Raw genomic sequence first — 21,173 nt, forward strand, 5'->3', positions numbered from 1 at the left:
GCGTTAGCCAGGTGGCCTTCGGGCCACCAGAGCAGAAAAGAGCACTTCGGTGCTCTTTTTTTATGTCTGAAGCCTGCTCAGGCCACCTTATCCACACTAATCTTAGGTTTGAAATAAAAACGATTCTCATTTACTCTTTGATCATAAAACGATCGAGGTGAGCAGTGAATGTACGTCTGTTTGTGTAACGCCGTCAGTGACAAAACCCTTCGCGAAGCGGTTCGCCGCTATCAGCCTAAATCTATCCAGCAGCTGCGCCAGCTTGTCCCGGTCGGGAAGCAGTGCGGCAAGTGCATCCGCGTAGCGCGAGAAATCATGGAAGATGAGCTGCAAAATGTGCCGCTCTATAAAGAGATCGCCTGATTCTCCATATGCACTGGCTTTAATACCCACAAATTTTGTCGCGTTTTTTTGACTTCTTTTTATCCGCATCTACGCTCTTATTTAACTGGAAGCGGAGGAAGCAAAATGAAGGGCGACATTAAAATCATAAGCCATCTTAATAAATTGCTGGGAAATGAACTGGTTGCTATCAATCAGTACTTTCTTCATGCGCGGATGTTCAAAAACTGGGGGCTGATGCGCCTCAACGACACGGAGTACCATGAATCCATCGACGAGATGAAGCATGCTGATAAATATATCGAGCGCATTCTGTTTCTGGAGGGGATTCCCAACCTGCAGGATTTAGGCCGGCTGCGCATTGGCGAAGATGTAGAGGAGATGCTGCGTTCCGATCTCCAGCTGGAGCTGGAAGGGGCGAAAGATCTGCGCGAAGCTATTGCCTATGCCGATAAGGTGCACGACTACGTCAGTCGCGACATGATGATAGAAATCCTCGCGGATGAAGAGCACCATATCGACTGGATTGAGACCGAACTCGATCTCATCAATAAGCTGGGCATTCAGAACTACCTGCAGGCGCAAATCCGGGAAAGAGACGAAGAGTAAATTAGCCGTGAAGCACCCTATGAGAGAGCCCGTTTTAGCCGTCAGAGAGCAAAAGCGGGCTTGTACTTTTACGCCTTATTTCGATGCACCCGCCCGCCTGTACTACGCTGCGCCACATTCCGCCGCAATAATACCGCTATAAAATAAGGTTAAAAACAGAACACGGGTTGCTTCCTGAGCAGATTTACGTATAATGCGCGGGCTTGCCAATATTAGCAGGCGCGATTCGAGCAGAATCGCAGGCGGCAGCATGTTAGGTCGCCTGACAATACTCCCAATTGTGGAGTTATATGCTGAACGATTACACTCTCCCATCAATCGTAATGGGTGCGAGTAGTAATTTTTTTCGTCTATAAAAAGTTTGGAGCTCTGGTCTCATGCAGAACCAAAGAATCCGTATCCGTCTTAAAGCGTTTGATCATCGTCTGATCGATCAATCAACCGCGGAAATCGTTGAGACCGCCAAGCGCACTGGTGCGCAGGTTCGTGGTCCGATCCCGCTGCCGACTCGTAAAGAGCGCTTCACCGTTCTGATCTCTCCGCACGTCAACAAAGATGCGCGCGATCAGTACGAAATCCGCACTCACAAGCGTCTGGTAGACATCGTTGAGCCAACTGAAAAAACCGTTGATGCTCTGATGCGTCTGGATCTGGCTGCCGGTGTAGACGTGCAGATCAGCCTGGGTTAATCAGGTCATCGAGCGATTGAGAGGTTGATACAATGATTGGTTTAGTCGGTAAAAAAGTGGGTATGACCCGCGTCTTCACTGAAGACGGCGTCTCTATCCCAGTAACCGTAATCGAAGTTGAAGCAAACCGCGTTACTCAGGTCAAAGGCCTGGAGAACGATGGTTACCAGGCAATCCAGGTTACCACCGGTGCGAAAAAAGCGAACCGTGTGACCAAACCTGAAGCTGGTCATTTTGCTAAAGCTGGCGTTGAAGCTGGCCGTGGTCTGTGGGAATTCCGCACCGCTGAAGGTGAAGAGTACTCAGTTGGCCAGAGCATCAGTGTTGAAATTTTCGCTGACGTTAAAAAAGTAGACGTAACCGGTACCTCTAAAGGTAAAGGTTTCGCAGGTACCGTTAAGCGCTGGAACTTCCGTACCCAGGACGCTACCCACGGTAACTCCCTTTCGCACCGCGTTCCGGGTTCTATCGGTCAGAACCAGACTCCGGGCAAAGTGTTCAAGGGCAAGAAAATGGCAGGTCAGCTGGGTAATGAGCGCGTAACCGTTCAGAGCCTGGATGTGGTACGTGTTGACGCTGAGCGCAACCTGCTGCTGGTGAAAGGTGCTGTCCCGGGTGCGACCGGTAGCGACCTTATCGTTAAACCAGCTGTGAAGGCGTAAGGGGATAGCAATGGAATTAGTACTGAAAGACGCGCAGAGCGCGCTGACTGTTTCCGAAACTACCTTCGGTCGTGATTTCAACGAAGCGCTGGTTCACCAGGTTGTTGTTGCTTACGCTGCAGGCGCCCGTCAGGGTACCCGCGCGCAGAAAACGCGTGCTGAAGTAACTGGTTCAGGCAAAAAGCCGTGGCGTCAGAAAGGCACCGGCCGTGCGCGTTCAGGTTCTGTAAAGAGCCCGATCTGGCGTTCAGGTGGCGTGACCTTCGCTGCGCGTCCGCAGGACCACAGTCAAAAAGTTAACAAAAAGATGTACCGCGGCGCGCTGAAAAGCATCCTGTCCGAACTGGTACGTCAAGATCGTCTGATCGTTGTCGAGACGTTCTCTGTAGAAGCACCGAAAACCAAGCTGCTGGTACAGAAACTGAAAGACATGGCGCTGGAAGACGTGCTGATCATCACCGGTGAACTGGATGAGAATCTGTTCCTGGCCGCTCGCAACCTGTACAAGGTTGACGTGCGCGATGCAGCGGGTATCGACCCAGTTAGCCTGATCGCCTTCGACAAAGTCGTTATGACTGCTGATGCAGTTAAGCAAGTTGAGGAGATGCTGGCATGATCCGTGAAGAACGTCTGCTGAAAGTACTGCGCGCGCCGCACGTATCTGAAAAAGCGTCTGCTGCGATGGAAAAAACCAACACCATCGTTCTCAAAGTTGCTAAAGACGCGACCAAAGCAGAGATCGTTGCTGCTGTTGAAAAACTGTTCGAAGTAGAAGTTAAAGACGTGAACACCCTGGTTGTTAAAGGGAAAACTAAGCGTCACGGACAGCGTATCGGTCGTCGCAGCGACTGGAAAAAAGCTTACGTCACCCTGAAGGAAGGCCAGAACCTGGACTTCGTCGGCGGCGCTGAGTAAGTCGGAGGAGAAAGACAATGGCAGTTGTTAAATGTAAACCGACATCTCCGGGTCGTCGCCACGTCGTGAAAGTGGTAAACCCTGAGCTGCACAAGGGCAAACCTTTTGCCCCGCTGATCGAAAAGAACAGCAAATCCGGTGGTCGTAACAACAATGGTCGTATCACTACCCGTCATATCGGTGGTGGTCACAAGCAGGCTTACCGTATTGTTGACTTTAAACGCAACAAAGACGGTATCCCGGCAGTTGTTGAGCGTCTTGAGTACGATCCGAACCGTTCTGCGAACATCGCACTGGTTCTGTACAAAGATGGCGAGCGCCGTTATATCCTGGCCCCTAAAGGCCTGAAAGCCGGCGACCAGATTCAGTCTGGCGTTGATGCTGCGATCAAAGCAGGTAACACCCTGCCGATGCGTAACATCCCGGTGGGTTCTACCGTGCACAACGTAGAAATGAAGCCGGGCAAAGGCGGTCAGATCGCTCGCTCTGCTGGCGCTTACGTGCAGATCGTTGCGCGTGAAGGCTCCTACGTTACCCTGCGTCTGCGTTCAGGCGAAATGCGCAAAATCGAAGCTGATTGCCGCGCAACCCTGGGCGAAGTCGGCAACGCTGAGCATATGCTGCGCGTTCTGGGTAAAGCTGGTGCAACTCGCTGGCGTGGTGTTCGTCCGACCGTTCGCGGTACCGCGATGAACCCAGTCGATCACCCGCACGGTGGTGGTGAAGGTCGTAACTTTGGTAAGCACCCGGTCACTCCGTGGGGCGTTCAGACCAAAGGTAAGAAGACCCGTAGCAACAAGCGTACTGATAAATTTATCGTACGTCGCCGTAGCAAATAATTTTAGAGGATAAGCCATGCCACGTTCTCTCAAGAAAGGTCCTTTTATTGACCTGCACTTGCTGAAGAAGGTAGAGAAAGCGGTGGAAAGCGGAGACAAGAAGCCCCTGCGCACCTGGTCCCGTCGTTCAACGATCTTCCCTAACATGATCGGTTTGACCATCGCTGTCCATAATGGTCGTCAGCACGTTCCTGTCTTTGTTTCCGACGAAATGGTCGGCCACAAGCTGGGTGAATTTGCACCGACACGTACTTATCGCGGCCACGCTGCTGATAAGAAAGCCAAGAAGAAATAAGTAGGAGGAAGAGATGGAAACTATTGCTCAACATCGCCATGCTCGTTCTTCTGCTCAGAAGGTTCGCCTTGTTGCTGACCTGATTCGCGGTAAGAAAGTGTCGCAGGCTCTGGATATTCTGACCTACACCAACAAGAAAGCGGCTGTACTGGTTAAGAAGGTCCTGGAATCTGCCATTGCTAACGCCGAACACAACGATGGCGCTGATATCGACGATCTGAAAGTCGCGAAAATTTTCGTAGACGAAGGCCCGAGCATGAAGCGCATTATGCCGCGTGCTAAAGGTCGTGCAGATCGCATCCTGAAGCGCACCAGCCACATTACTGTGGTTGTGTCCGATCGCTGAGACTCTGGAGACTAGCAATGGGTCAGAAAGTACATCCTAATGGTATTCGCCTGGGTATTGTAAAACCATGGAACTCTACCTGGTTTGCGAACACCAAAGAATTCGCTGACAACCTGGACAGCGATTTTAAAGTTCGTCAGTTCCTGACTAAAGAACTGGCAAAAGCGTCTGTATCCCGCATCGTTATCGAGCGTCCGGCTAAGAGCATCCGTGTGACCATTCACACCGCTCGTCCGGGTATCGTTATCGGTAAAAAGGGTGAAGACGTAGAGAAGCTGCGTACGGTCGTCGCGAACATCGCTGGCGTACCTGCACAGATCAATATCGCCGAAGTCCGTAAGCCGGAACTGGACGCGAAACTGGTTGCTGACAGCATCACTTCACAGCTGGAGCGTCGCGTGATGTTCCGTCGTGCGATGAAGCGCGCTGTTCAGAACGCCATGCGTCTGGGCGCTAAAGGTATCAAAGTTGAAGTTAGCGGCCGTCTGGGCGGAGCTGAGATCGCACGTACCGAATGGTACCGTGAAGGTCGCGTACCGCTGCACACTCTGCGTGCTGACATTGACTACAACACCTCTGAAGCGCACACCACTTATGGTGTAATCGGCGTTAAGGTATGGATCTTCAAAGGCGAGATCCTGGGTGGTATGGCTGCTGTTGAACAACCGGAACCGGCTGCTCAACCTAAAAAGCAGCAGCGTAAAGGCCGTAAGTAAGGAGAGTCGCTGATGTTACAACCAAAGCGTACAAAATTCCGTAAAGTGCACAAAGGCCGCAACCGCGGTCTGGCGCAGGGTACGGATGTTAGCTTCGGTACTTTCGGTCTGAAAGCTGTTGGCCGTGGTCGTCTGACTGCTCGTCAGATCGAAGCAGCACGTCGTGCTATGACCCGTGCAGTTAAGCGTCAAGGTAAGATCTGGATCCGTGTATTCCCGGACAAACCGATCACCGAGAAGCCGCTGGAAGTGCGTATGGGTAAAGGTAAGGGTAACGTGGAGTATTGGGTTGCCCTGATTCAGCCTGGTAAAGTCCTGTATGAAATGGACGGCGTACCAGAAGAGCTGGCCCGTGAAGCCTTCAAGCTGGCAGCAGCAAAACTGCCTATCAAAACCACCTTTGTTACTAAGACGGTGATGTAATGAAAGCAACAGAGCTGCGTGAAAAAAGCGTTGAAGAGCTGAACACTGAGCTGCTTAATCTGCTGCGTGAGCAGTTTAACCTGCGCATGCAGGCAGCATCTGGCCAACTGCAGCAGACCCATCTGCTGAAACAGGTTCGCCGTGATGTTGCACGCGTTAAGACTTTACTGACTGAGAAGGCGGGTGCGTAATGACCGATAAAATCCGTACTCTGCAAGGTCGTGTTGTTAGTGACAAAATGCAGAAATCTGCAGTTGTCGCTATCGAGCGTTTCGTGAAACACCCGATCTACGGTAAATTCATTAAGCGTACGACTAAGCTGCACATCCATGACGAGAACAACGAATGCGGTATTGGTGACGTGGTTGAAATCCGCGAAACCCGTCCGCTGTCCAAGACCAAATCCTGGACTCTGGTTCGCGTCATCGAGAAAGCCGTTCTGTAACAGGAACTGCTTTTTCTGAAGAAACCCTCTGCCTCGGCAGAGGGTTTTTTTTTGCCTGCTATCCACCCCATTCCCAGCAATGGCTAAATAATCGGCTGCAGACCTGTTCATAATGGCTAACGCTTGTGCTGCGGCAAGGGCACCGCAGTCAGTTTCTCATTTGGACAAGGAAGCGTAGCGTGAAAAAGCAATCCCCCGACCGGCTTCGTCGGTCTCTGCTTAGCGTGCCGCTGCTGGCGGCGATCCCTTCTGTTGGCCTGACAAAAAAAGAGACGATACTATCCATGCATCACTCACCGCAGCAGAAGGGCAATGGGATGCAACGGACTCTGTTACTAAGAAATGCTGAGAGGGTCGTCTGTATGGATGATGCGCGCCGCGAGATTCGCAACGGCAGCATCTACATAAAAGGCGACAAAATTGAGGCGGTCGGCTCAGCGGACGAGCTGCCGCAAAGCGCAGACGAGATTATCGACCTGCGCGGGCACATCGTACTCCCGGGCTTGATTAACACGCATCACCATATGTATCAAAGCCTCACCCGCGTTGTGCCGTCGGTACAAAACGGTGAGCTATTCAACTGGCTGACGCACCTCTATCCCATCTGGCAGAAGCTGACGCCGGAAATGATTCATGTCTCCACGCAGACGGCGATGGCCGAGCTAATGCTCTCCGGCTGCACTACAACCAGCGATCACCTTTACGTCTATCCCAACGGCTGCCGGCTCGACGACAGCATCGCGGCGGCGGCGGAGATGGGCATGCGCTTTCACTCCAGCCGTGGCAGCATGAGTGTTGGTCAGAAGCAGGGTGGCCTGCCACCAGACAGCCTGGTAGAGAGAGAGGCGGCAATCCTCGAAGATACTCAGCGCGTTATCGAGCGCTACCACGACAGCCGCCGCGGCGCCATGCTGCGCGTCGTCGTCGCGCCCTGTTCTCCCTTCTCAGTTAGCCGCGAACTGATGAAAGAATCCGCGGCGCTGGCTCGTCACTACAACGTCTCTATGCATACCCACCTGGCGGAGAACGACAGCGATATCCGCTACAGCCGCGAGAAGTTCAATATGACGCCAGCGCAGTATGTCGAGGATCTCGGCTGGGTAGGGCACGACGTCTGGCACGCGCACTGCGTGAAGCTTGATGACCACGGCATCGCGCTGTTTGCGCGCACCGGTACCGGCGTGGCGCACTGTCCCTGCTCCAATATGCGTCTCGCCTCCGGTATCGCGCCGATACGGCATATGTGCGACGCGGGCGTTAACGTTGGGCTTGGGGTTGACGGCTCCGCCTCAAACGACAGTTCCGACATGATCGGCGAAGCGCGTCAGGCGATGCTGCTGCAGCGGGTCGGCTTTGGCCCCGACGCGATGAGCGCGCGCCAGGCGCTGGAGCTCGCGACGCGGGGCGGCGCGAAGGTGCTGAACCGCGATGACATCGGCGTCATTGCGCCCGGCATGCAGGCGGACCTGGCGGTCTTCGATCTTAACCGGCTGGGACTGGCCGGGGCAGGGCACGATCCGGTCGCGGCGCTGGTCTTCTGCAATCCAGGTCAGGTGGCCTATAGCATTATCAATGGAAAAGTGGTGGTGCGCCGCGGAGAATTGACGGTTATCGACCTGCCGGGCGTGCTTCATCGCCACAACCAGTTGGCTGCGCAGCTGATGGCCTGAAGGCATTAAACGGGGAGACAATGGCGAGTGTCGAAAAATAAGGCAGATTACATTTGCTACTGCTGAGACTATTCCCTAGAATACGCCCTCCCTGTTATCAGGGAAAATAAGCGGCTCCATTGCTGAGTCGTTCATTTTTTCTACCCATCTGTGAGAACCGGTGTTATAATGCCGCGCCCTCAAATATGGGGCTTTCTAACGACCTGAATTTTGGGTCCCGAAGTAGTAGTTGACATTAGCGGAGCACTAAAATGATCCAAGAACAGACTATGCTGAACGTCGCCGACAACTCCGGTGCACGTCGCGTAATGTGTATCAAGGTTCTGGGTGGCTCGCACCGTCGCTACGCAGGCGTCGGCGATATCATCAAAGTTACCATCAAGGAAGCAATTCCGCGTGGTAAGGTGAAAAAAGGTGATGTCCTGAAGGCGGTAGTGGTGCGCACCAGGAAGGGTGTTCGTCGCCCGGACGGTTCTGTCATTCGCTTCGATGGTAACGCATGCGTTATTTTGAACAATAACAGCGAGCAGCCAATCGGAACACGTATTTTTGGGCCGGTAACTCGTGAACTTCGTACTGAAAAGTTCATGAAAATTATCTCTCTGGCACCAGAAGTACTCTAAGGAGCGAACAATGGCAGCGAAAATCCGTCGTAACGACGAAGTTATCGTGCTGACCGGCAAAGATAAAGGTAAGCGCGGTAAAGTTAAGAATGTCCTGTCTTCTGGCAAGGTCATCGTTGAAGGCATCAACCTGGTTAAGAAGCACCAGAAGCCGGTTCCGGCTCTGAACCAACCAGGTGGCATCGTTGAAAAAGAAGCCGCTATTCAGGTTTCTAACGTTGCGCTTTTCAATGCGGCAACCGGCAAGGCTGACCGTGTAGGCTTTAGATTCGAAGACGGCAAAAAAGTCCGTTTCTTCAAGTCTAACAGCGAAACTATCAAGTAATTTGGAGTAGTACGATGGCGAAACTGCATGATTACTACAAAGACGAAGTAGTCCAGAAACTCATGACAGAGTTTGGCTACACTTCTGTCATGCAAGTCCCTCGGGTCGAGAAGATCACCCTGAACATGGGTGTTGGTGAAGCGATCGCTGACAAGAAACTGCTGGAAAACGCAGCAGCTGACCTGGCAGCAATCTCCGGTCAAAAACCGCTGGTCACCAAAGCACGCAAATCAGTTGCAGGCTTCAAAATCCGTCAGGGCTATCCGATCGGCTGTAAAGTAACTCTGCGCGGCGAGCGCATGTGGGAGTTCTTTGAGCGTCTGATCACCATTGCTGTACCGCGTATCCGCGACTTCCGTGGTTTGTCCGCGAAGTCTTTCGACGGTCGTGGCAACTACAGCATGGGCGTTCGTGAGCAGATCATCTTCCCAGAAATCGACTACGACAAAGTCGATCGCGTTCGTGGTTTGGATATCACCATTACCACTACTGCGAAATCTGATGATGAAGGCCGTGCTCTGCTGACTGCCTTTGACTTCCCGTTCCGCAAGTAAGGTAGGGTTACTTAATGGCTAAGCAATCAATGAAAGCACGCGAAGTTAAGCGTGTGAAATTAGCAGACAAATTCTTCGCAAAACGCGCTGAACTGAAAGCGATCATTTCTGATGTGAACGCAACCGACGAAGATCGTTGGAACGCTGTTCTCAAGCTGCAGACTCTGCCGCGTGATTCCAGCCCGTCTCGTCAGCGTAACCGCTGCCGTCAAACAGGTCGTCCGCACGGTTTCCTGCGGAAGTTCGGGTTGAGCCGTATCAAGGTCCGTGAAGCCGCTATGCGCGGTGAAATCCCGGGTCTGAAAAAGGCTAGCTGGTAATTGTCACCAATTGAATCACGGGAGTAAAGACAGATGAGCATGCAAGATCCGATCGCGGATATGCTGACCCGTATCCGTAACGGTCAGGCCGCGAACAAAGCTGCGGTCACCATGCCTTCCTCCAAGCTGAAAGTGGCAATTGCCAACGTGCTGAAGGAAGAAGGTTATATTGAAGATTTCAAAATTGAAGGCGACATCAAGCCGGAACTGGAACTGACTCTTAAGTATTTCCAGGGTAAAGCTGTTGTAGAAAGCATTCAGCGTGTCAGCCGCCCAGGTCTGCGCATCTATAAGAAAAAAGATGAGCTGCCGAAAGTTATGGCGGGATTAGGTATTGCTGTTATTTCTACCTCTAAAGGTGTCATGACTGATCGTGCAGCGCGCCAGGCTGGTCTTGGCGGCGAAATTATCTGCTACGTAGCGTAATCGGAGGAAACTATGTCTCGTGTTGCTAAAGCACCTGTCGTTGTTCCTGCCGGCGTAGAGGTAAAACTCGACGGTCAGGTAATTTCGATTAAAGGTAAAAACGGCGAGCTGACTCGTACTATCAATAATGCCGTAGAAGTTAAGCATGCTGACAATGCACTGACCTTCGCCCCGCGCGACGGTTTTGCAAACGGCTGGGCGCAGGCGGGTACCGCTCGTGCACTGCTGAACGGCATGGTTATCGGTGTTACCGAAGGCTTCACTAAGAAGCTGCAGCTGGTTGGTGTTGGTTATCGTGCTGCCGTCAAAGGCAACGTGGTTAACCTGTCACTGGGTTTTTCTCACCCGGTTGATCATCAGCTGCCCGCGGGTATCACTGCAGAATGTCCGACTCAGACTGAAATCGTGCTGAAAGGCGCTGATAAGCAGGTGATCGGCCAGGTTGCAGCTGACTTGCGCGCCTACCGTCGTCCTGAGCCTTACAAAGGCAAGGGTGTCCGTTACGCCGACGAAGTCGTGCGTATCAAAGAGGCTAAGAAGAAGTAAGGTAACACTATGGATAAGAAATCTGCTCGTATCCGTCGTGCGACCCGTGCACGTCGCAAGCTCAAAGAGCTGGGTGCTACTCGCCTGGTGGTACATCGTACCCCGCGTCACATTTACGCACAGGTGATCGCCCCGAACGGTTCCGAAGTTCTGGTTGCTGCTTCTACTGTAGAAAAAGCTATCTCTGAACAACTGAAGTACACCGGTAACAAAGATGCAGCTGCCGCAGTAGGTAAAGCTATTGCAGAGCGCGCTATCGAAAAAGGCATCAAAGATGTTTCTTTCGACCGTTCCGGTTTCCAATATCATGGTCGTGTCCAGGCACTGGCAGATGCTGCTCGTGAAGCTGGCCTTCAGTTCTAAGGTAGAGGTCTAGGATGTCACACATCGAGAAACAAGCTGGCGAACTGCAGGAAAAACTGATCGCGGTAAACCGTGTTTCTAAAACTGTGAAAGGTGGTCGTATCTTTTCCTTCACCGCACTGACTGTAGTGGGTGATGGTAACGGCCGCGTTGGTTTTGGTTACGGTAAAGCGCGTGAAGTTCCGGCAGCGATCCAGAAAGCGATGGAGAAAGCCCGTCGCAACATGATTAACGTCGCGCTGACCAACGGCACCCTGCAGCACCCGGTTAAAGGTGCGCACACGGGTTCCCGCGTGTTCATGCAGCCGGCTTCAGAAGGTACCGGTATCATCGCCGGTGGTGCAATGCGCGCCGTTCTGGAAGTCGCTGGAGTTCATAACGTTCTGGCTAAAGCCTATGGTTCTACCAACCCGATCAACGTGGTTCGTGCAACTATCGACGGCCTGGAAAACATGAATTCTCCAGAAATGGTCGCTGCCAAGCGTGGTAAATCCGTTGAAGAAATTCTGGGGTAATCACGATGGCTAAGACTATTAAAATCACTCAAACCCGTAGCTCAATCGGCCGCCTGCCTAAGCACAAAGCCACTCTGGTTGGTCTGGGTCTGCGTCGTATTGGCCACACCGTTGAGCGTGAAGACACGCCAGCAGTACGCGGTATGGTCAACGCGATCTCTTACATGCTGAAAGTAGAGGAGTAACAGATGCGTTTAAATACTCTGTCTCCGGCCGAAGGCTCTAAGCACGCTTCTAAGCGTCTGGGTCGTGGTATCGGTTCTGGCCTCGGCAAAACCGGTGGTCGTGGTCACAAAGGTCAGAACTCTCGTTCTGGCGGTGGCGTACGTCGCGGTTTCGAGGGTGGTCAGATGCCTCTGTACCGTCGTCTGCCGAAATTCGGCTTCACCTCGCGCAAATCATTCGTGACTGCAGAAGTGCGTCTGTCTGATCTGGCGAAAGTGGAAGGCGGTATCGTTGACCTGAGCACGCTGAAAGCAGCCAACATTATCGGTGTTCAGATTGAATTCGCGAAAGTGATTCTGTCTGGTGAAGTTTCTGCACCGGTAACGGTTCGCGGTCTGCGTGTCACCAAAGGTGCTCGTGCTGCAATCGAAGCTGCTGGCGGTAAAATCGAGGAATAAGTAGCAGATGGCTAAACAACCGGGATTAGATTTTCAAAGTGCCAAAGGCGGATTTGGTGAACTGAAACGCAGACTGCTGTTTGTAATCGGTGCACTGATTGTCTTCCGAATTGGCTCTTTTATTCCGATCCCTGGTATTGATGCCGCTGTACTTGCCAAACTGCTTGAGCAACAGCGTGGCACCATCATTGAAATGTTCAACATGTTCTCTGGTGGTGCCCTCAGCCGTGCTTCAATCTTCGCGCTGGGTATTATGCCGTATATTTCGGCCTCTATTATTATCCAGCTGCTGACGGTGGTTCATCCAGCGTTGGCAGAGATTAAGAAGGAGGGGGAGGCTGGCCGTCGTAAGATTAGCCAGTACACCCGCTACGGTACGTTGGTATTGGCAATATTTCAGTCAATCGGTATTGCTACCGGTTTACCGAATATGCCTGGGATGCAGGGCCTGGTGTTGAATCCAGGCTTTGCCTTCTACTTTACCGCTGTTGTAAGTCTGGTTACCGGGACAATGTTCCTGATGTGGCTGGGCGAACAGATTACTGAACGTGGTATCGGCAACGGTATTTCGATCATTATCTTCGCGGGTATTGTTGCGGGTCTTCCGCCGGCCATTGGCCATACCATCGAGCAAGCGCGGCAAGGCGACCTGCACTTCCTTCTGTTGCTGTTGGTTGCAGTTCTCGTATTTGCAGTGACCTTCTTCGTTGTTTTCGTTGAGCGTGGCCAGCGCCGCATTGTGGTGAACTATGCGAAACGTCAGCAAGGTCGTCGTGTATACGCTGCACAGAGCACACATTTACCGTTGAAAGTGAACATGGCGGGCGTTATTCCGGCTATCTTTGCTTCCAGCATTATTCTGTTCCCCGCGACGATAGCATCCTGGTTCGGGGGCGGTACCGGTTGGAACTGGCTGACAACAATTTCGCTGTATTTGCAGCCAGGACAGCCGCTATATGTGCTACTCTATGCGACTGCAATCATCTTCTTCTGCTTTTTTTATACGGCGTTGGTTTTCAACCCGCGCGAAACGGCAGATAACCTGAAGAAGTCTGGTGCATTCGTACCGGGAATTCGTCCGGGAGAGCAAACGGCGAAGTATATCGATAAAGTAATGACGCGTCTGACCTTAATCGGCGCACTGTACATTACTTTTATTTGCCTGATCCCGGAGTTCATGCGTGATGCGATGAAAGTTCCCTTCTACTTTGGCGGTACATCACTGCTCATCGTAGTGGTCGTCATCATGGACTTTATGGCTCAAGTGCAAACTCTGATGATGTCTAGTCAGTACGAGTCTGCATTGAAGAAAGCAAACCTGAAGGGCTACGGCCGTTAATTCAGGCGCTTGAGAAGTTACGGAGAGTAAAAATGAAAGTTCGTGCTTCCGTCAAGAAATTATGTCGTAACTGCAAAATCATCCGTCGCGACGGTGTCGTACGTGTGATTTGCAGCGCCGAGCCTAAGCATAAACAGCGCCAGGGCTGATTTTTTCACATATTTTTCTTGCAAAGTCGGGTTGAGCTGGCTAGATTAGCCAGCCAATCTTTTGTATGTCAATGCGTTTCCATTTGAGTATCCTGAAAACGGGCTTTTCAGCATGGGGCGCATTTATTTAATTATAGGAGTGCATAGTGGCCCGTATAGCAGGCATTAACATTCCTGATCATAAACACACCGTTATCGCATTAACTTCGATTTTCGGTATCGGCAAGACCCGTTCTAAAGCCATCTGTGCTGCAACGGGTATCGCTGAAGATGTTAAGATCAGTGAGCTGTCTGAAGAACAGATTGACCAGCTGCGTGATGCGGTTGGTAAATTCGTTGTTGAAGGTGATCTGCGCCGTGAAATCACCCTGAGCATCAAGCGTCTGATGGACCTTGGTTGCTACCGTGGTTTGCGCCATCGTCGTGGTCTGCCAGTACGCGGTCAGCGTACTAAGACCAATGCACGTACCCGTAAGGGTCCGCGCAAACCGATCAAGAAATAATCGGGGTGAGTAAATAATGGCAAAGGCACCAGTTCGTGCACGTAAGCGTGTAAGAAAGCAAGTCTCAGATGGCGTGGCTCATGTCCATGCTTCTTTTAACAACACCATCGTTACCATTACTGATCGTCAGGGTAACGCGCTGGGTTGGGCAACCGCCGGTGGTTCCGGTTTCCGCGGTTCACGTAAATCTACTCCGTTTGCTGCTCAGGTCGCTGCAGAGCGCTGTGCAGAAGCCGTGAAAGATTACGGTATTAAGAACCTGGAAGTTATGGTTAAGGGTCCGGGTCCGGGTCGCGAATCAACAATTCGTGCTCTGAACGCCGCAGGTTTCCGCATCACTAATATTACTGATGTGACTCCGATCCCTCACAACGGTTGTCGTCCGCCGAAAAAACGTCGCGTATAACGCCGCGTTTTTAGGATAGTTGGAGAAAGAAAATGGCAAGATATTTGGGTCCTAAGCTCAAGCTGAGCCGTCGTGAGGGCACAGACCTTTTCCTGAAGTCTGGCGTTCGCGCGATTGATTCCAAGTGTAAAATTGAACAAGCCCCTGGTCAGCATGGTGCGCGTAAACCGCGTCTGTCTGATTACGGCGGCCAGTTGCGTGAAAAACAAAAAGTTCGTCGTATCTACGGCGTGCTGGAACGTCAGTTCCGCAACTACTATAAAGAAGCAGCACGTCTGAAAGGCAACACCGGTGCAAACCTGTTAGCTCTGCTGGAAGGTCGTCTGGATAACGTAGTTTACCGTATGGGCTTTGGTGCCACTCGTGCAGAAGCACGCCAGCTGGTCAGCCACAAGTCTGTAATGGTTAACGGCCGCGTTGTTAACATCGCTTCTTATCAGGTATCTCCGAATGATGTCGTAAGCATCCGCGAGAAAGCCAAAAAGCAATCTCGCGTGAAGGCCGCTCTGGAGCTGGCTGAGCAGCGTGAAAAGCCAACCTGGCTGGAAGTTGATGCGACTAAGATGGAAGGTGTGTTCAAGCGTATTCCTGAGCGTACCGATCTGTCTGCGGACATTAACGAACACCTGATCGTCGAGCTTTACTCCAAGTAAAGCTTAGTACCAAAGAGAGGACACAATGCAGGGTTCTGTGACAGAGTTTCTAAAACCGCGCCTGGTAGATATCGAGCAAGTGAGTTCGACGCACGCCAAGGTGACCCTTGAGCCTTTAGAGCGTGGCTTTGGCCATACTCTTGGTAACGCACTGCGCCGTATTCTGCTTTCTTCCATGCCGGGTTGCGCGGTGACCGAGGTTGAAATTGATGGTGTACTGCATGAGTACAGCACCAAAGAGGGCGTACAGGAAGATATCCTGGAAATCCTGCTCAACCTGAAAGGGCTGGCGGTAAGAGTTCAGGGTAAAGATGAAGTTATTCTGACCCTGAATAAATCTGGCATTGGCCCTGTGACTGCAGCCGACATTACCCATGACGGTGATGTCGAAATCGTCAAGCCGCAGCACGTGATCTGTCACCTGACCGATGAGAACGCCGCTATCAGCATGCGTATCAAAGTTCAGCGTGGTCGTGGTTATGTGCCGGCTTCTGCCCGAATTCATTCGGAAGAAGATGAGCGCCCAATCGGCCGCCTGTTGGTCGACGCTTGCTACAGCCCTGTAGATCGTATTGCCTACAATGTTGAAGCAGCGCGTGTAGAACAGCGCACCGACCTGGACAAGCTGGTCATCGAAATGGAAACCAACGGCACAATCGATCCTGAAGAGGCGATTCGTCGTGCGGCGACCATCCTGGCAGAACAACTGGAAGCTTTCGTTGACTTACGTGATGTACGTCAGCCGGAAGTGAAAGAAGAGAAACCAGAATTCGATCCGATCCTGCTGCGCCCTGTTGACGATCTGGAATTGACTGTCCGCTCTGCTAACTGCCTTAAGGCAGAAGCTATCCACTACATCGGTGATCTGGTACAGCGTACCGAGGTTGAGCTGCTTAAAACGCCTAACCTGGGTAAAAAATCTCTTACCGAGATTAAAGATGTGCTCGCCTCACGTGGTCTTTCTCTGGGCATGCGCCTTGAGAACTGGCCGCCGGCAAGCATTGCTGATGAATAACCGGATCACAGGTTAAGGTTTCACTGAGAAGGATAAGGTCATGCGCCATCGTAAGAGTGGTCGTCAACTGAACCGCAACAGCAGCCATCGTCAGGCTATGTTCCGCAACATGGCCGGTTCTCTGGTTCGTCACGAGATCATCAAAACGACTCTGCCGAAAGCCAAAGAGCTGCGCCGCGTAGTTGAGCCGCTGATTACTCTTGCCAAGACCGACAGCGTAGCTAATCGTCGTCTGGCATTCGCCCGTACTCGTGACAACGAGATCGTGGCAAAACTGTTTAACGAGCTGGGCCCGCGTTTCGCGAGCCGTGCCGGTGGTTACACTCGCATTCTGAAGTGTGGCTTCCGTGCTGGTGACAACGCTCCGATGGCATACATCGAGCTGGTTGATCGTCCAGAAGCTCAAGCAGAAGCTGCCGCAGAGTAATCTGTAGCATCTTAAAAAACCCGCTTCGGCGGGTTTTTTATTGCCTGAAATTTACCCCGTCTTCTAAGATCGCTATTCTGGCTAATTCAGGAGGTGTTCATGTGGTTAATCGACCAGCTGGCTGAACAGCATATTCGGGCAGCACAGGAAAAAGGAGAGCTTAGCAATCTCCCGGGCGAAGGCGCGCCGCTTGAACTGGATGACGACAGTAATGTCCCGGCCGAATTACGCAGCGGCTATCGACTACTTAAAAATGCTGGCTTCTTGCCGCCAGAGCTAGAAATGCGGCGCGAAGCGTTAGAGATAAACGATCTGCTGCGCAATCTCGATCCGGGCGATCAGCGCTACCGCGAGCAGAGCAAACGGCTGCTGGTGCTGGAACTTCAACTGCGCCAGGCGGGTATGAATACTAATTTTTTACAGGGCACCTACGGCGAAGCGCTGCGTGAACGCCTGTTAAAGGAGGAGTAGTGTACCGTATTGGACAACTGGCAAAGCTTGCTAATGTCAGCGTCGACACCATCCGCTTCTATGAGAAACAGCAGATGATGGGGCATGAGATCCGCACAGAAGGCGGCTTTCGCCTCTATAGCGACAGTGACCTTCAACGCCTGAAGTTTATTCGCGTCGGCCGGCAGATGGGGTTCGGGCTGGATGCGATTCGCGATCTGCTCTCGATCCGCGTCGATCCCGCGCACCATACCTGTGAGGAATCAAAGGCGATAGTTCAGGCGCGCTTGCAGGAAGTGAATACTTTAATTAGCGAATTACAAAACGTGCAGCGCTCGCTGCAGCGCTTAGCCGATGCCTGCTGCGGTGCCGCACACAGCAGCGACTGCTGTTCGATACTGGAAGCGCTTGAGAAAGGAACGGATCCTAGGCCGGAACATATGCATCGGCGGGATTGAATTCTGCGCTAAAGGGCCTATATTGGAGCGGTCGAAACGAGGAGACGATGATGAGTAAATATCAGCATACCAAAGGCGAGATTCGCGATAACGCCATCCAGGCCCTGTTACACGATCCGCTTTTCCGCCAGCGCATTGAAGAGAAGCAAAAAGGGAAAGGCAGCTATCGCCGTAAAGAGAAACATGCGAAACGTGGCGGTTGGGAGGCCAGTGATAAGAAAAGCGCTTATCACTGGCCTTCTGCTTTTTGGGCATAAAAAAGCCGCCTTATGGGCGGCTAATTTTTAGATTTTACCGTTCTGCTGCTTCAGCAAATCTCGAATCTCGCTCAGCAGCACCTCTTCGTTTGAGGGTTTTGCTGCCGGTTTTTCAACTTCTTTTTTCTTGTACAGCTTGTTCATCAGCTTTATGGCGATAAAGATAGCGAACGCAACAATGATGAAGTCGAACACAGACTGAATAAAAACGCCATATTCCATAACGACCGGCGGCGTAGCGCCTTCGGCGGGTTTCAACACCCACTTGAACTGTTTGAAGTCGACTCCGCCGATCAGCAGTCCCAGCGGCGGCATAATAATGTTTGCCACCAGCGAAGAGACAATTTTGCCAAAGGCGGCGCCGATAATCACACCGACGGCGAGATCGACCACGTTGCCGCGCATTGCAAAGTCACGAAACTCTTTGAAAAAACTCATACTTATCTCCTTTCCCTTGCCAGTGGCTAAAGTCTAACAAACCTTACGGCAATTGCCATCTACGCGGCGGCATTTGTTAACCTTGCTCCGCCGCCGCGCTTAAAGGAAGAAGGGGCTTGGCTGGAACAAACGCTCAACGTCCGGCACAAACTTTTTATCGGTCAGGAACATAATGACGTGGTCGCCCTGCTCGATACGCAGATTATCTTTGGCAATAAGCACCTCCTCGCCGCGTACCACCGCGCCGATTAGCGTCCCTGGCGGCAGCTTAATGTCATTAATCATGCGGCCGACCACGCGCGAGGTGGTTTCATCACCGTGGGCGATCGCTTCGATCGCCTCAGCGATACCGCGTCGTAAAGAGGAGACGCCCACGATATCTGCTTTGCGCACGTGGCCCAGCAGCGCGGAGATCGTCGCCTGCTGCGGCGAGATGGCAATATCGATCACGCTGCCCTGAACCAAATCCACATAGGCACGACGCTGGATCAGCACCATCACTTTTTTTGCGCCCATTTTTTTCGCCAGCATCGCCGACATGATATTCGCTTCGTCGTCGTTGGTGACCGCAATAAAAAGATCGACCTGATCGACATGCTCCTCCGCCAGCAGCTCCTGATCCGACGCATCGCCGTAGAAAACGATAGTATCCTGCAGCTGCTCGGCCAGTTCGGCGGCGCGCCGCGGATTACGTTCGATCAGCTTCACGCTGTAATTTTTTTCCAGCCGCTGCGCGAGGCCGAAGCCGATATTACCGCCGCCCACCAGCATGATGCGCTTATAGGGCCTTTCCAGGCGCTGCATCTCGCTCATCACCGCGCGAATATTCTGGCTGGCGGCGATAAAGAAGACCTCGTCGCCCGCTTCCACAATGGTTGAGCCTTGCGGGCGGATAGGGCGATCCTGACGGAAAATGGCGGCGACGCGAGTATCGATATGTGGCATATGCTCGCGCAGAATAGAGAGCGGATTGCCCACCAGCGGCCCGCCGTAATAGGCTTTAACTACTGCAAGACTGACGAGGCCCTCTGCGAAATTCACCACCTGCAGGGCGCCGGGATACTGGATCAGCCGATAGATATTTTCGATCACCAGCTGTTCGGGCGAGATGAGATGATCAATTGGCACCGCTTCAGGAATAAAGAGTTTCTCAGCGTCACGCAGATAATCCGCCGCGCGGATACGGGCGATACGGTTAGGCGTATTAAACAGCGAATAGGCTATCTGACACGCCACCATATTGGTCTCATCTGAGCTGGTAACCGCGACTAGCATATCGGCATCTTCCGCGCCCGCTTCGCGCAAAATACGCGGATGCGATCCGTGGCCCTGAACGACGCGCAAATCAAATTTATCCTGCAGCTGACGTAAGCGGTCAGGATCGGTATCAACCACCGTTATGTCATTGTTCTCGCCGACCAGGTTTTCCGCCAGCGTGCCGCCTACCTGACCGGCGCCCAGAATGATAATTTTCATTGCGTCTCGTGCTCTTTGGTTAGTGCGCTTTTATCAGCTTAGCGTAGAAAAATCCGTCCCCGCCGTCGATAGTCGGGAAGACCTGTAGCCCGCTGATTTTGCCGCCCGGCAAGGCTTCGGCGCGCGCGTCAGCGTGGCGCGACAGAAAGGCGGCGATCTGCGCTTCATTCTCGTCCGGCAGCACAGAGCAGGTCGCATAGAGCAGGGTGCCGCCTGGTTTCAGATGCGGCCACGTGGCGTCAAGAATGTCGCGCTGCAGCGAAGCCAGCTCGGCGATATCCCGATCGCGACGGAGCCACTTGATGTCGGGATGACGGCGAATAACGCCGGTAGCGGAGCAAGGGGCGTCCAGCAAAATACGATCGAACTGACGCTCGCCGCACCATGCCGCCGGGGTCCGTCCGTCGCCCTGTTTTACCTCTGCCTGCATGTTAAGTCGCAGCAGATTCTCTTTAACGCGCGTCAGGCGCTGAGCGTCGACATCCACCGCCATGACCTGCGCCTCAGGGGCTATTTCCAGTATATGTGTGGTTTTGCCGCCCGGCGCGGCGCAAAGATCGAGGATCTGCTCACCATTCTCAGGCGCCAGCAGCAGGGCGCAGCGCTGAGCGGAAAGATCCTGAACCGTGACCCAGCCAGCTGCGAAGCCCGGCAGCTGGCCCACCGGCGCGGGAGCTTCAAGCCGCAGCGCGTCAGGCGCGGTCTCGTCAGCCATAGCCGCTTTTCCGCTCTCGGTCAGCAGCGCCAGCCAGCTATCGCGGCTGTGGTGCTGGCGATTGACGCGCAGCCACATCGGCGGACGCTGGTTATTGGCGTCCACTATCCGCTGCCAGTTGTCCGGCCAGGCCTTTTGCAGCCGCTGCAGCAGCCAGCCGGGGTGCAGATAGCGCTGCGGCGCATGGTCAACTTCGGCGATCAGCTCCGCCTGCTGACGCTGGAACTGCCGCAGCACGCCGTTAATCAGGCCTTTAAGGTTGGCGCGCTTCAGCACTTCAGCGCCGGCGACGGTTTCCGCCAGCGCAGCGTGAGCAGGCACGCGCGTATAGAGCAGCTGATAGATGCCGACCATGATGAGGTAGTGCAGAACGCGCTGTTTGCCGCCCAAGGGGCGCGCCATCAGTTTGCCGATAAGGGCTTCGAGCTGCGGTAGCGTACGCAGCACGCCGAAGCAGAGCTCCTGCAACAGCGCGCCATCTTTATCGCCTGTTTTTTTCTGCGCGGCAGGCAGCACCGCGCTGAGCGATTCGCCCTTGTCGATAACACGCTCAATAAGTTGAGCAGCAAGGCTTCGCAGATTGGTTGATTTAGTCATTCGCGTTACGTCATTAAACAAAAAGCCCGGACAGTGCCGGGCTG

Annotated in this window: 37 protein-coding genes; 34 read left to right on the forward strand and 3 right to left on the reverse strand. The window is 53.0% G+C overall.

Translation table 11 applies throughout. The features are described 5' to 3' along the window. The first annotated feature begins 168 nt into the window (after nucleotides 1-168). From bfd to Q9R34_RS20865, 34 genes are all read left to right on the forward strand, one after another. On the forward strand, nucleotides 169-363 hold the full coding sequence (gene bfd, locus Q9R34_RS20700) for a bacterioferritin-associated ferredoxin (protein ID WP_033752979.1): 195 nt from the start codon (nucleotides 169-171) through the stop codon (nucleotides 361-363). 105 nt (nucleotides 364-468) lie between these two features. Beyond that, entirely contained in the window at nucleotides 469-951 is a 483-nt protein-coding gene (gene bfr, locus Q9R34_RS20705; RefSeq protein ID WP_033752977.1) for a bacterioferritin, read from the forward strand. A 377-nt stretch (nucleotides 952-1,328) separates the two neighbouring features. Continuing rightward, complete coding sequence (gene rpsJ / locus Q9R34_RS20710; RefSeq protein ID WP_001181005.1) at nucleotides 1,329-1,640, forward strand: 30S ribosomal protein S10; 312 nt, start codon at nucleotides 1,329-1,331, stop codon at nucleotides 1,638-1,640. A gap of 32 nt (nucleotides 1,641-1,672) precedes the next feature. Continuing rightward, nucleotides 1,673-2,302, forward strand: coding sequence for a 50S ribosomal protein L3 (rplC, locus tag Q9R34_RS20715; protein ID WP_033792404.1), 630 nt, complete (start codon nucleotides 1,673-1,675; stop codon nucleotides 2,300-2,302). A 10-nt stretch (nucleotides 2,303-2,312) separates the two neighbouring features. Then, a complete protein-coding gene (gene rplD / locus Q9R34_RS20720; RefSeq protein ID WP_033752971.1) occupies nucleotides 2,313-2,918 on the forward strand; it encodes a 50S ribosomal protein L4 in 606 nt (201 codons plus the stop codon). Continuing rightward, nucleotides 2,915-3,217 (forward strand): 50S ribosomal protein L23, encoded by a 303-nt coding sequence (rplW, locus tag Q9R34_RS20725; RefSeq protein WP_033752969.1) that lies wholly within the window; start codon nucleotides 2,915-2,917, stop codon nucleotides 3,215-3,217. The genes rplD and rplW overlap by 4 nt, the downstream gene beginning before the upstream one ends. A gap of 17 nt (nucleotides 3,218-3,234) precedes the next feature. Beyond that, nucleotides 3,235-4,056, forward strand: a complete 822-nt coding sequence (rplB, locus tag Q9R34_RS20730) for a 50S ribosomal protein L2 (protein ID WP_033752967.1) — start codon at nucleotides 3,235-3,237, stop codon at nucleotides 4,054-4,056. Between the two features lie 16 nt (nucleotides 4,057-4,072). Further along, entirely contained in the window at nucleotides 4,073-4,351 is a 279-nt protein-coding gene (gene rpsS / locus Q9R34_RS20735; RefSeq protein WP_001138115.1) for a 30S ribosomal protein S19, read from the forward strand. Nucleotides 4,352-4,364: 13 nt separating this feature from the next. After that, a complete protein-coding gene (gene rplV, locus Q9R34_RS20740) occupies nucleotides 4,365-4,697 on the forward strand; it encodes a 50S ribosomal protein L22 (RefSeq protein ID WP_007891659.1) in 333 nt (110 codons plus the stop codon). Between the two features lie 17 nt (nucleotides 4,698-4,714). Then, nucleotides 4,715-5,413, forward strand: a complete 699-nt coding sequence (gene rpsC, locus Q9R34_RS20745; protein WP_009087585.1) for a 30S ribosomal protein S3 — start codon at nucleotides 4,715-4,717, stop codon at nucleotides 5,411-5,413. Between the two features lie 12 nt (nucleotides 5,414-5,425). Then, nucleotides 5,426-5,836, forward strand: a complete 411-nt coding sequence (rplP, locus tag Q9R34_RS20750) for a 50S ribosomal protein L16 (RefSeq protein WP_002438716.1) — start codon at nucleotides 5,426-5,428, stop codon at nucleotides 5,834-5,836. Next, nucleotides 5,836-6,027, forward strand: a complete 192-nt coding sequence (gene rpmC, locus Q9R34_RS20755) for a 50S ribosomal protein L29 (RefSeq protein ID WP_025902044.1) — start codon at nucleotides 5,836-5,838, stop codon at nucleotides 6,025-6,027. The genes rplP and rpmC overlap by 1 nt, the downstream gene beginning before the upstream one ends. Further along, nucleotides 6,027-6,281: a 30S ribosomal protein S17 gene (gene rpsQ / locus Q9R34_RS20760; RefSeq protein ID WP_033752951.1), complete on the forward strand. Its 255-nt coding sequence runs from the start codon at nucleotides 6,027-6,029 to the stop codon at nucleotides 6,279-6,281. Before rpmC ends, rpsQ begins: the two co-directional genes overlap by 1 nt. A gap of 317 nt (nucleotides 6,282-6,598) precedes the next feature. After that, complete coding sequence (locus Q9R34_RS20765) at nucleotides 6,599-7,951, forward strand: 8-oxoguanine deaminase (RefSeq protein ID WP_485896291.1); 1,353 nt, start codon at nucleotides 6,599-6,601, stop codon at nucleotides 7,949-7,951. Between the two features lie 251 nt (nucleotides 7,952-8,202). Then, a complete protein-coding gene (gene rplN, locus Q9R34_RS20770) occupies nucleotides 8,203-8,574 on the forward strand; it encodes a 50S ribosomal protein L14 (RefSeq protein WP_006120590.1) in 372 nt (123 codons plus the stop codon). 10 nt (nucleotides 8,575-8,584) lie between these two features. Further along, nucleotides 8,585-8,899, forward strand: coding sequence for a 50S ribosomal protein L24 (gene rplX / locus Q9R34_RS20775; RefSeq protein ID WP_003850150.1), 315 nt, complete (start codon nucleotides 8,585-8,587; stop codon nucleotides 8,897-8,899). A gap of 14 nt (nucleotides 8,900-8,913) precedes the next feature. Then, complete coding sequence (gene rplE, locus Q9R34_RS20780) at nucleotides 8,914-9,453, forward strand: 50S ribosomal protein L5 (RefSeq protein WP_033752947.1); 540 nt, start codon at nucleotides 8,914-8,916, stop codon at nucleotides 9,451-9,453. Nucleotides 9,454-9,467: 14 nt separating this feature from the next. Beyond that, the gene (gene rpsN, locus Q9R34_RS20785) at nucleotides 9,468-9,773 is read left to right on the forward strand and encodes a 30S ribosomal protein S14 (protein WP_033752945.1); all 306 of its coding nucleotides are present in this window, start codon (nucleotides 9,468-9,470) and stop codon (nucleotides 9,771-9,773) included. Nucleotides 9,774-9,806: 33 nt separating this feature from the next. Beyond that, on the forward strand, nucleotides 9,807-10,199 hold the full coding sequence (gene rpsH, locus Q9R34_RS20790; protein ID WP_033752943.1) for a 30S ribosomal protein S8: 393 nt from the start codon (nucleotides 9,807-9,809) through the stop codon (nucleotides 10,197-10,199). 12 nt (nucleotides 10,200-10,211) lie between these two features. Next, the gene (gene rplF, locus Q9R34_RS20795; RefSeq protein WP_434127073.1) at nucleotides 10,212-10,745 is read left to right on the forward strand and encodes a 50S ribosomal protein L6; all 534 of its coding nucleotides are present in this window, start codon (nucleotides 10,212-10,214) and stop codon (nucleotides 10,743-10,745) included. A gap of 9 nt (nucleotides 10,746-10,754) precedes the next feature. Beyond that, nucleotides 10,755-11,108, forward strand: a complete 354-nt coding sequence (gene rplR / locus Q9R34_RS20800) for a 50S ribosomal protein L18 (protein WP_033752941.1) — start codon at nucleotides 10,755-10,757, stop codon at nucleotides 11,106-11,108. Nucleotides 11,109-11,122: 14 nt separating this feature from the next. Beyond that, nucleotides 11,123-11,623, forward strand: coding sequence for a 30S ribosomal protein S5 (rpsE, locus tag Q9R34_RS20805; protein WP_033792403.1), 501 nt, complete (start codon nucleotides 11,123-11,125; stop codon nucleotides 11,621-11,623). 5 nt (nucleotides 11,624-11,628) lie between these two features. After that, nucleotides 11,629-11,808 carry a 50S ribosomal protein L30 gene (gene rpmD, locus Q9R34_RS20810; RefSeq protein ID WP_021186404.1) on the forward strand — a complete coding sequence of 60 codons (180 nt, stop codon included), beginning with the start codon at nucleotides 11,629-11,631 and terminating at the stop codon, nucleotides 11,806-11,808. A gap of 3 nt (nucleotides 11,809-11,811) precedes the next feature. After that, complete coding sequence (gene rplO / locus Q9R34_RS20815) at nucleotides 11,812-12,246, forward strand: 50S ribosomal protein L15 (RefSeq protein WP_033752938.1); 435 nt, start codon at nucleotides 11,812-11,814, stop codon at nucleotides 12,244-12,246. A gap of 7 nt (nucleotides 12,247-12,253) precedes the next feature. Then, on the forward strand, nucleotides 12,254-13,585 hold the full coding sequence (secY, locus tag Q9R34_RS20820) for a preprotein translocase subunit SecY (RefSeq protein ID WP_033752936.1): 1,332 nt from the start codon (nucleotides 12,254-12,256) through the stop codon (nucleotides 13,583-13,585). A gap of 32 nt (nucleotides 13,586-13,617) precedes the next feature. After that, a complete protein-coding gene (gene rpmJ / locus Q9R34_RS20825) occupies nucleotides 13,618-13,734 on the forward strand; it encodes a 50S ribosomal protein L36 (protein WP_004160566.1) in 117 nt (38 codons plus the stop codon). A gap of 146 nt (nucleotides 13,735-13,880) precedes the next feature. Further along, a complete protein-coding gene (gene rpsM, locus Q9R34_RS20830; RefSeq protein WP_033752934.1) occupies nucleotides 13,881-14,237 on the forward strand; it encodes a 30S ribosomal protein S13 in 357 nt (118 codons plus the stop codon). Between the two features lie 16 nt (nucleotides 14,238-14,253). Beyond that, a complete protein-coding gene (gene rpsK / locus Q9R34_RS20835) occupies nucleotides 14,254-14,643 on the forward strand; it encodes a 30S ribosomal protein S11 (RefSeq protein WP_004160563.1) in 390 nt (129 codons plus the stop codon). Between the two features lie 32 nt (nucleotides 14,644-14,675). Further along, a complete protein-coding gene (rpsD, locus tag Q9R34_RS20840; protein ID WP_033752932.1) occupies nucleotides 14,676-15,296 on the forward strand; it encodes a 30S ribosomal protein S4 in 621 nt (206 codons plus the stop codon). Between the two features lie 25 nt (nucleotides 15,297-15,321). Continuing rightward, nucleotides 15,322-16,311, forward strand: coding sequence for a DNA-directed RNA polymerase subunit alpha (locus tag Q9R34_RS20845; protein ID WP_003850179.1), 990 nt, complete (start codon nucleotides 15,322-15,324; stop codon nucleotides 16,309-16,311). A gap of 40 nt (nucleotides 16,312-16,351) precedes the next feature. Continuing rightward, nucleotides 16,352-16,738, forward strand: coding sequence for a 50S ribosomal protein L17 (rplQ, locus tag Q9R34_RS20850; protein WP_003850180.1), 387 nt, complete (start codon nucleotides 16,352-16,354; stop codon nucleotides 16,736-16,738). 99 nt (nucleotides 16,739-16,837) lie between these two features. After that, nucleotides 16,838-17,209, forward strand: a complete 372-nt coding sequence (locus Q9R34_RS20855) for a DnaJ family domain-containing protein (protein ID WP_485896274.1) — start codon at nucleotides 16,838-16,840, stop codon at nucleotides 17,207-17,209. Further along, nucleotides 17,209-17,646, forward strand: a complete 438-nt coding sequence (zntR, locus tag Q9R34_RS20860; protein ID WP_434127076.1) for a Zn(2+)-responsive transcriptional regulator — start codon at nucleotides 17,209-17,211, stop codon at nucleotides 17,644-17,646. Before Q9R34_RS20855 ends, zntR begins: the two co-directional genes overlap by 1 nt. Before the next feature lie 50 nt (nucleotides 17,647-17,696). Further along, nucleotides 17,697-17,903: an alternative ribosome-rescue factor A gene (locus tag Q9R34_RS20865; protein ID WP_434127077.1), complete on the forward strand. Its 207-nt coding sequence runs from the start codon at nucleotides 17,697-17,699 to the stop codon at nucleotides 17,901-17,903. 27 nt (nucleotides 17,904-17,930) lie between these two features. On the opposite strand, the gene mscL is transcribed toward Q9R34_RS20865, so the two are convergent. The 3 genes from mscL to rsmB form a co-directional block, all read right to left on the reverse strand. Continuing rightward, the gene (mscL, locus tag Q9R34_RS20870; RefSeq protein ID WP_434127078.1) at nucleotides 17,931-18,341 is read right to left on the reverse strand and encodes a large-conductance mechanosensitive channel protein MscL; all 411 of its coding nucleotides are present in this window, start codon (nucleotides 18,339-18,341) and stop codon (nucleotides 17,931-17,933) included. 99 nt (nucleotides 18,342-18,440) lie between these two features. Next, nucleotides 18,441-19,817: a Trk system potassium transporter TrkA gene (gene trkA, locus Q9R34_RS20875; RefSeq protein ID WP_216493918.1), complete on the reverse strand. Its 1,377-nt coding sequence runs from the start codon at nucleotides 19,815-19,817 to the stop codon at nucleotides 18,441-18,443. 19 nt (nucleotides 19,818-19,836) lie between these two features. Beyond that, nucleotides 19,837-21,129, reverse strand: a complete 1,293-nt coding sequence (gene rsmB, locus Q9R34_RS20880) for a 16S rRNA (cytosine(967)-C(5))-methyltransferase RsmB (RefSeq protein ID WP_485896277.1) — start codon at nucleotides 21,127-21,129, stop codon at nucleotides 19,837-19,839. Nucleotides 21,130-21,173: the final 44 nt, after the last annotated feature.

Origin of the sequence: Enterobacter sp. BRE11 (assembly GCF_031844285.1) — a bacterium.
Taxonomy (GTDB): Bacteria; Pseudomonadota; Gammaproteobacteria; order Enterobacterales; family Enterobacteriaceae; genus Pantoea.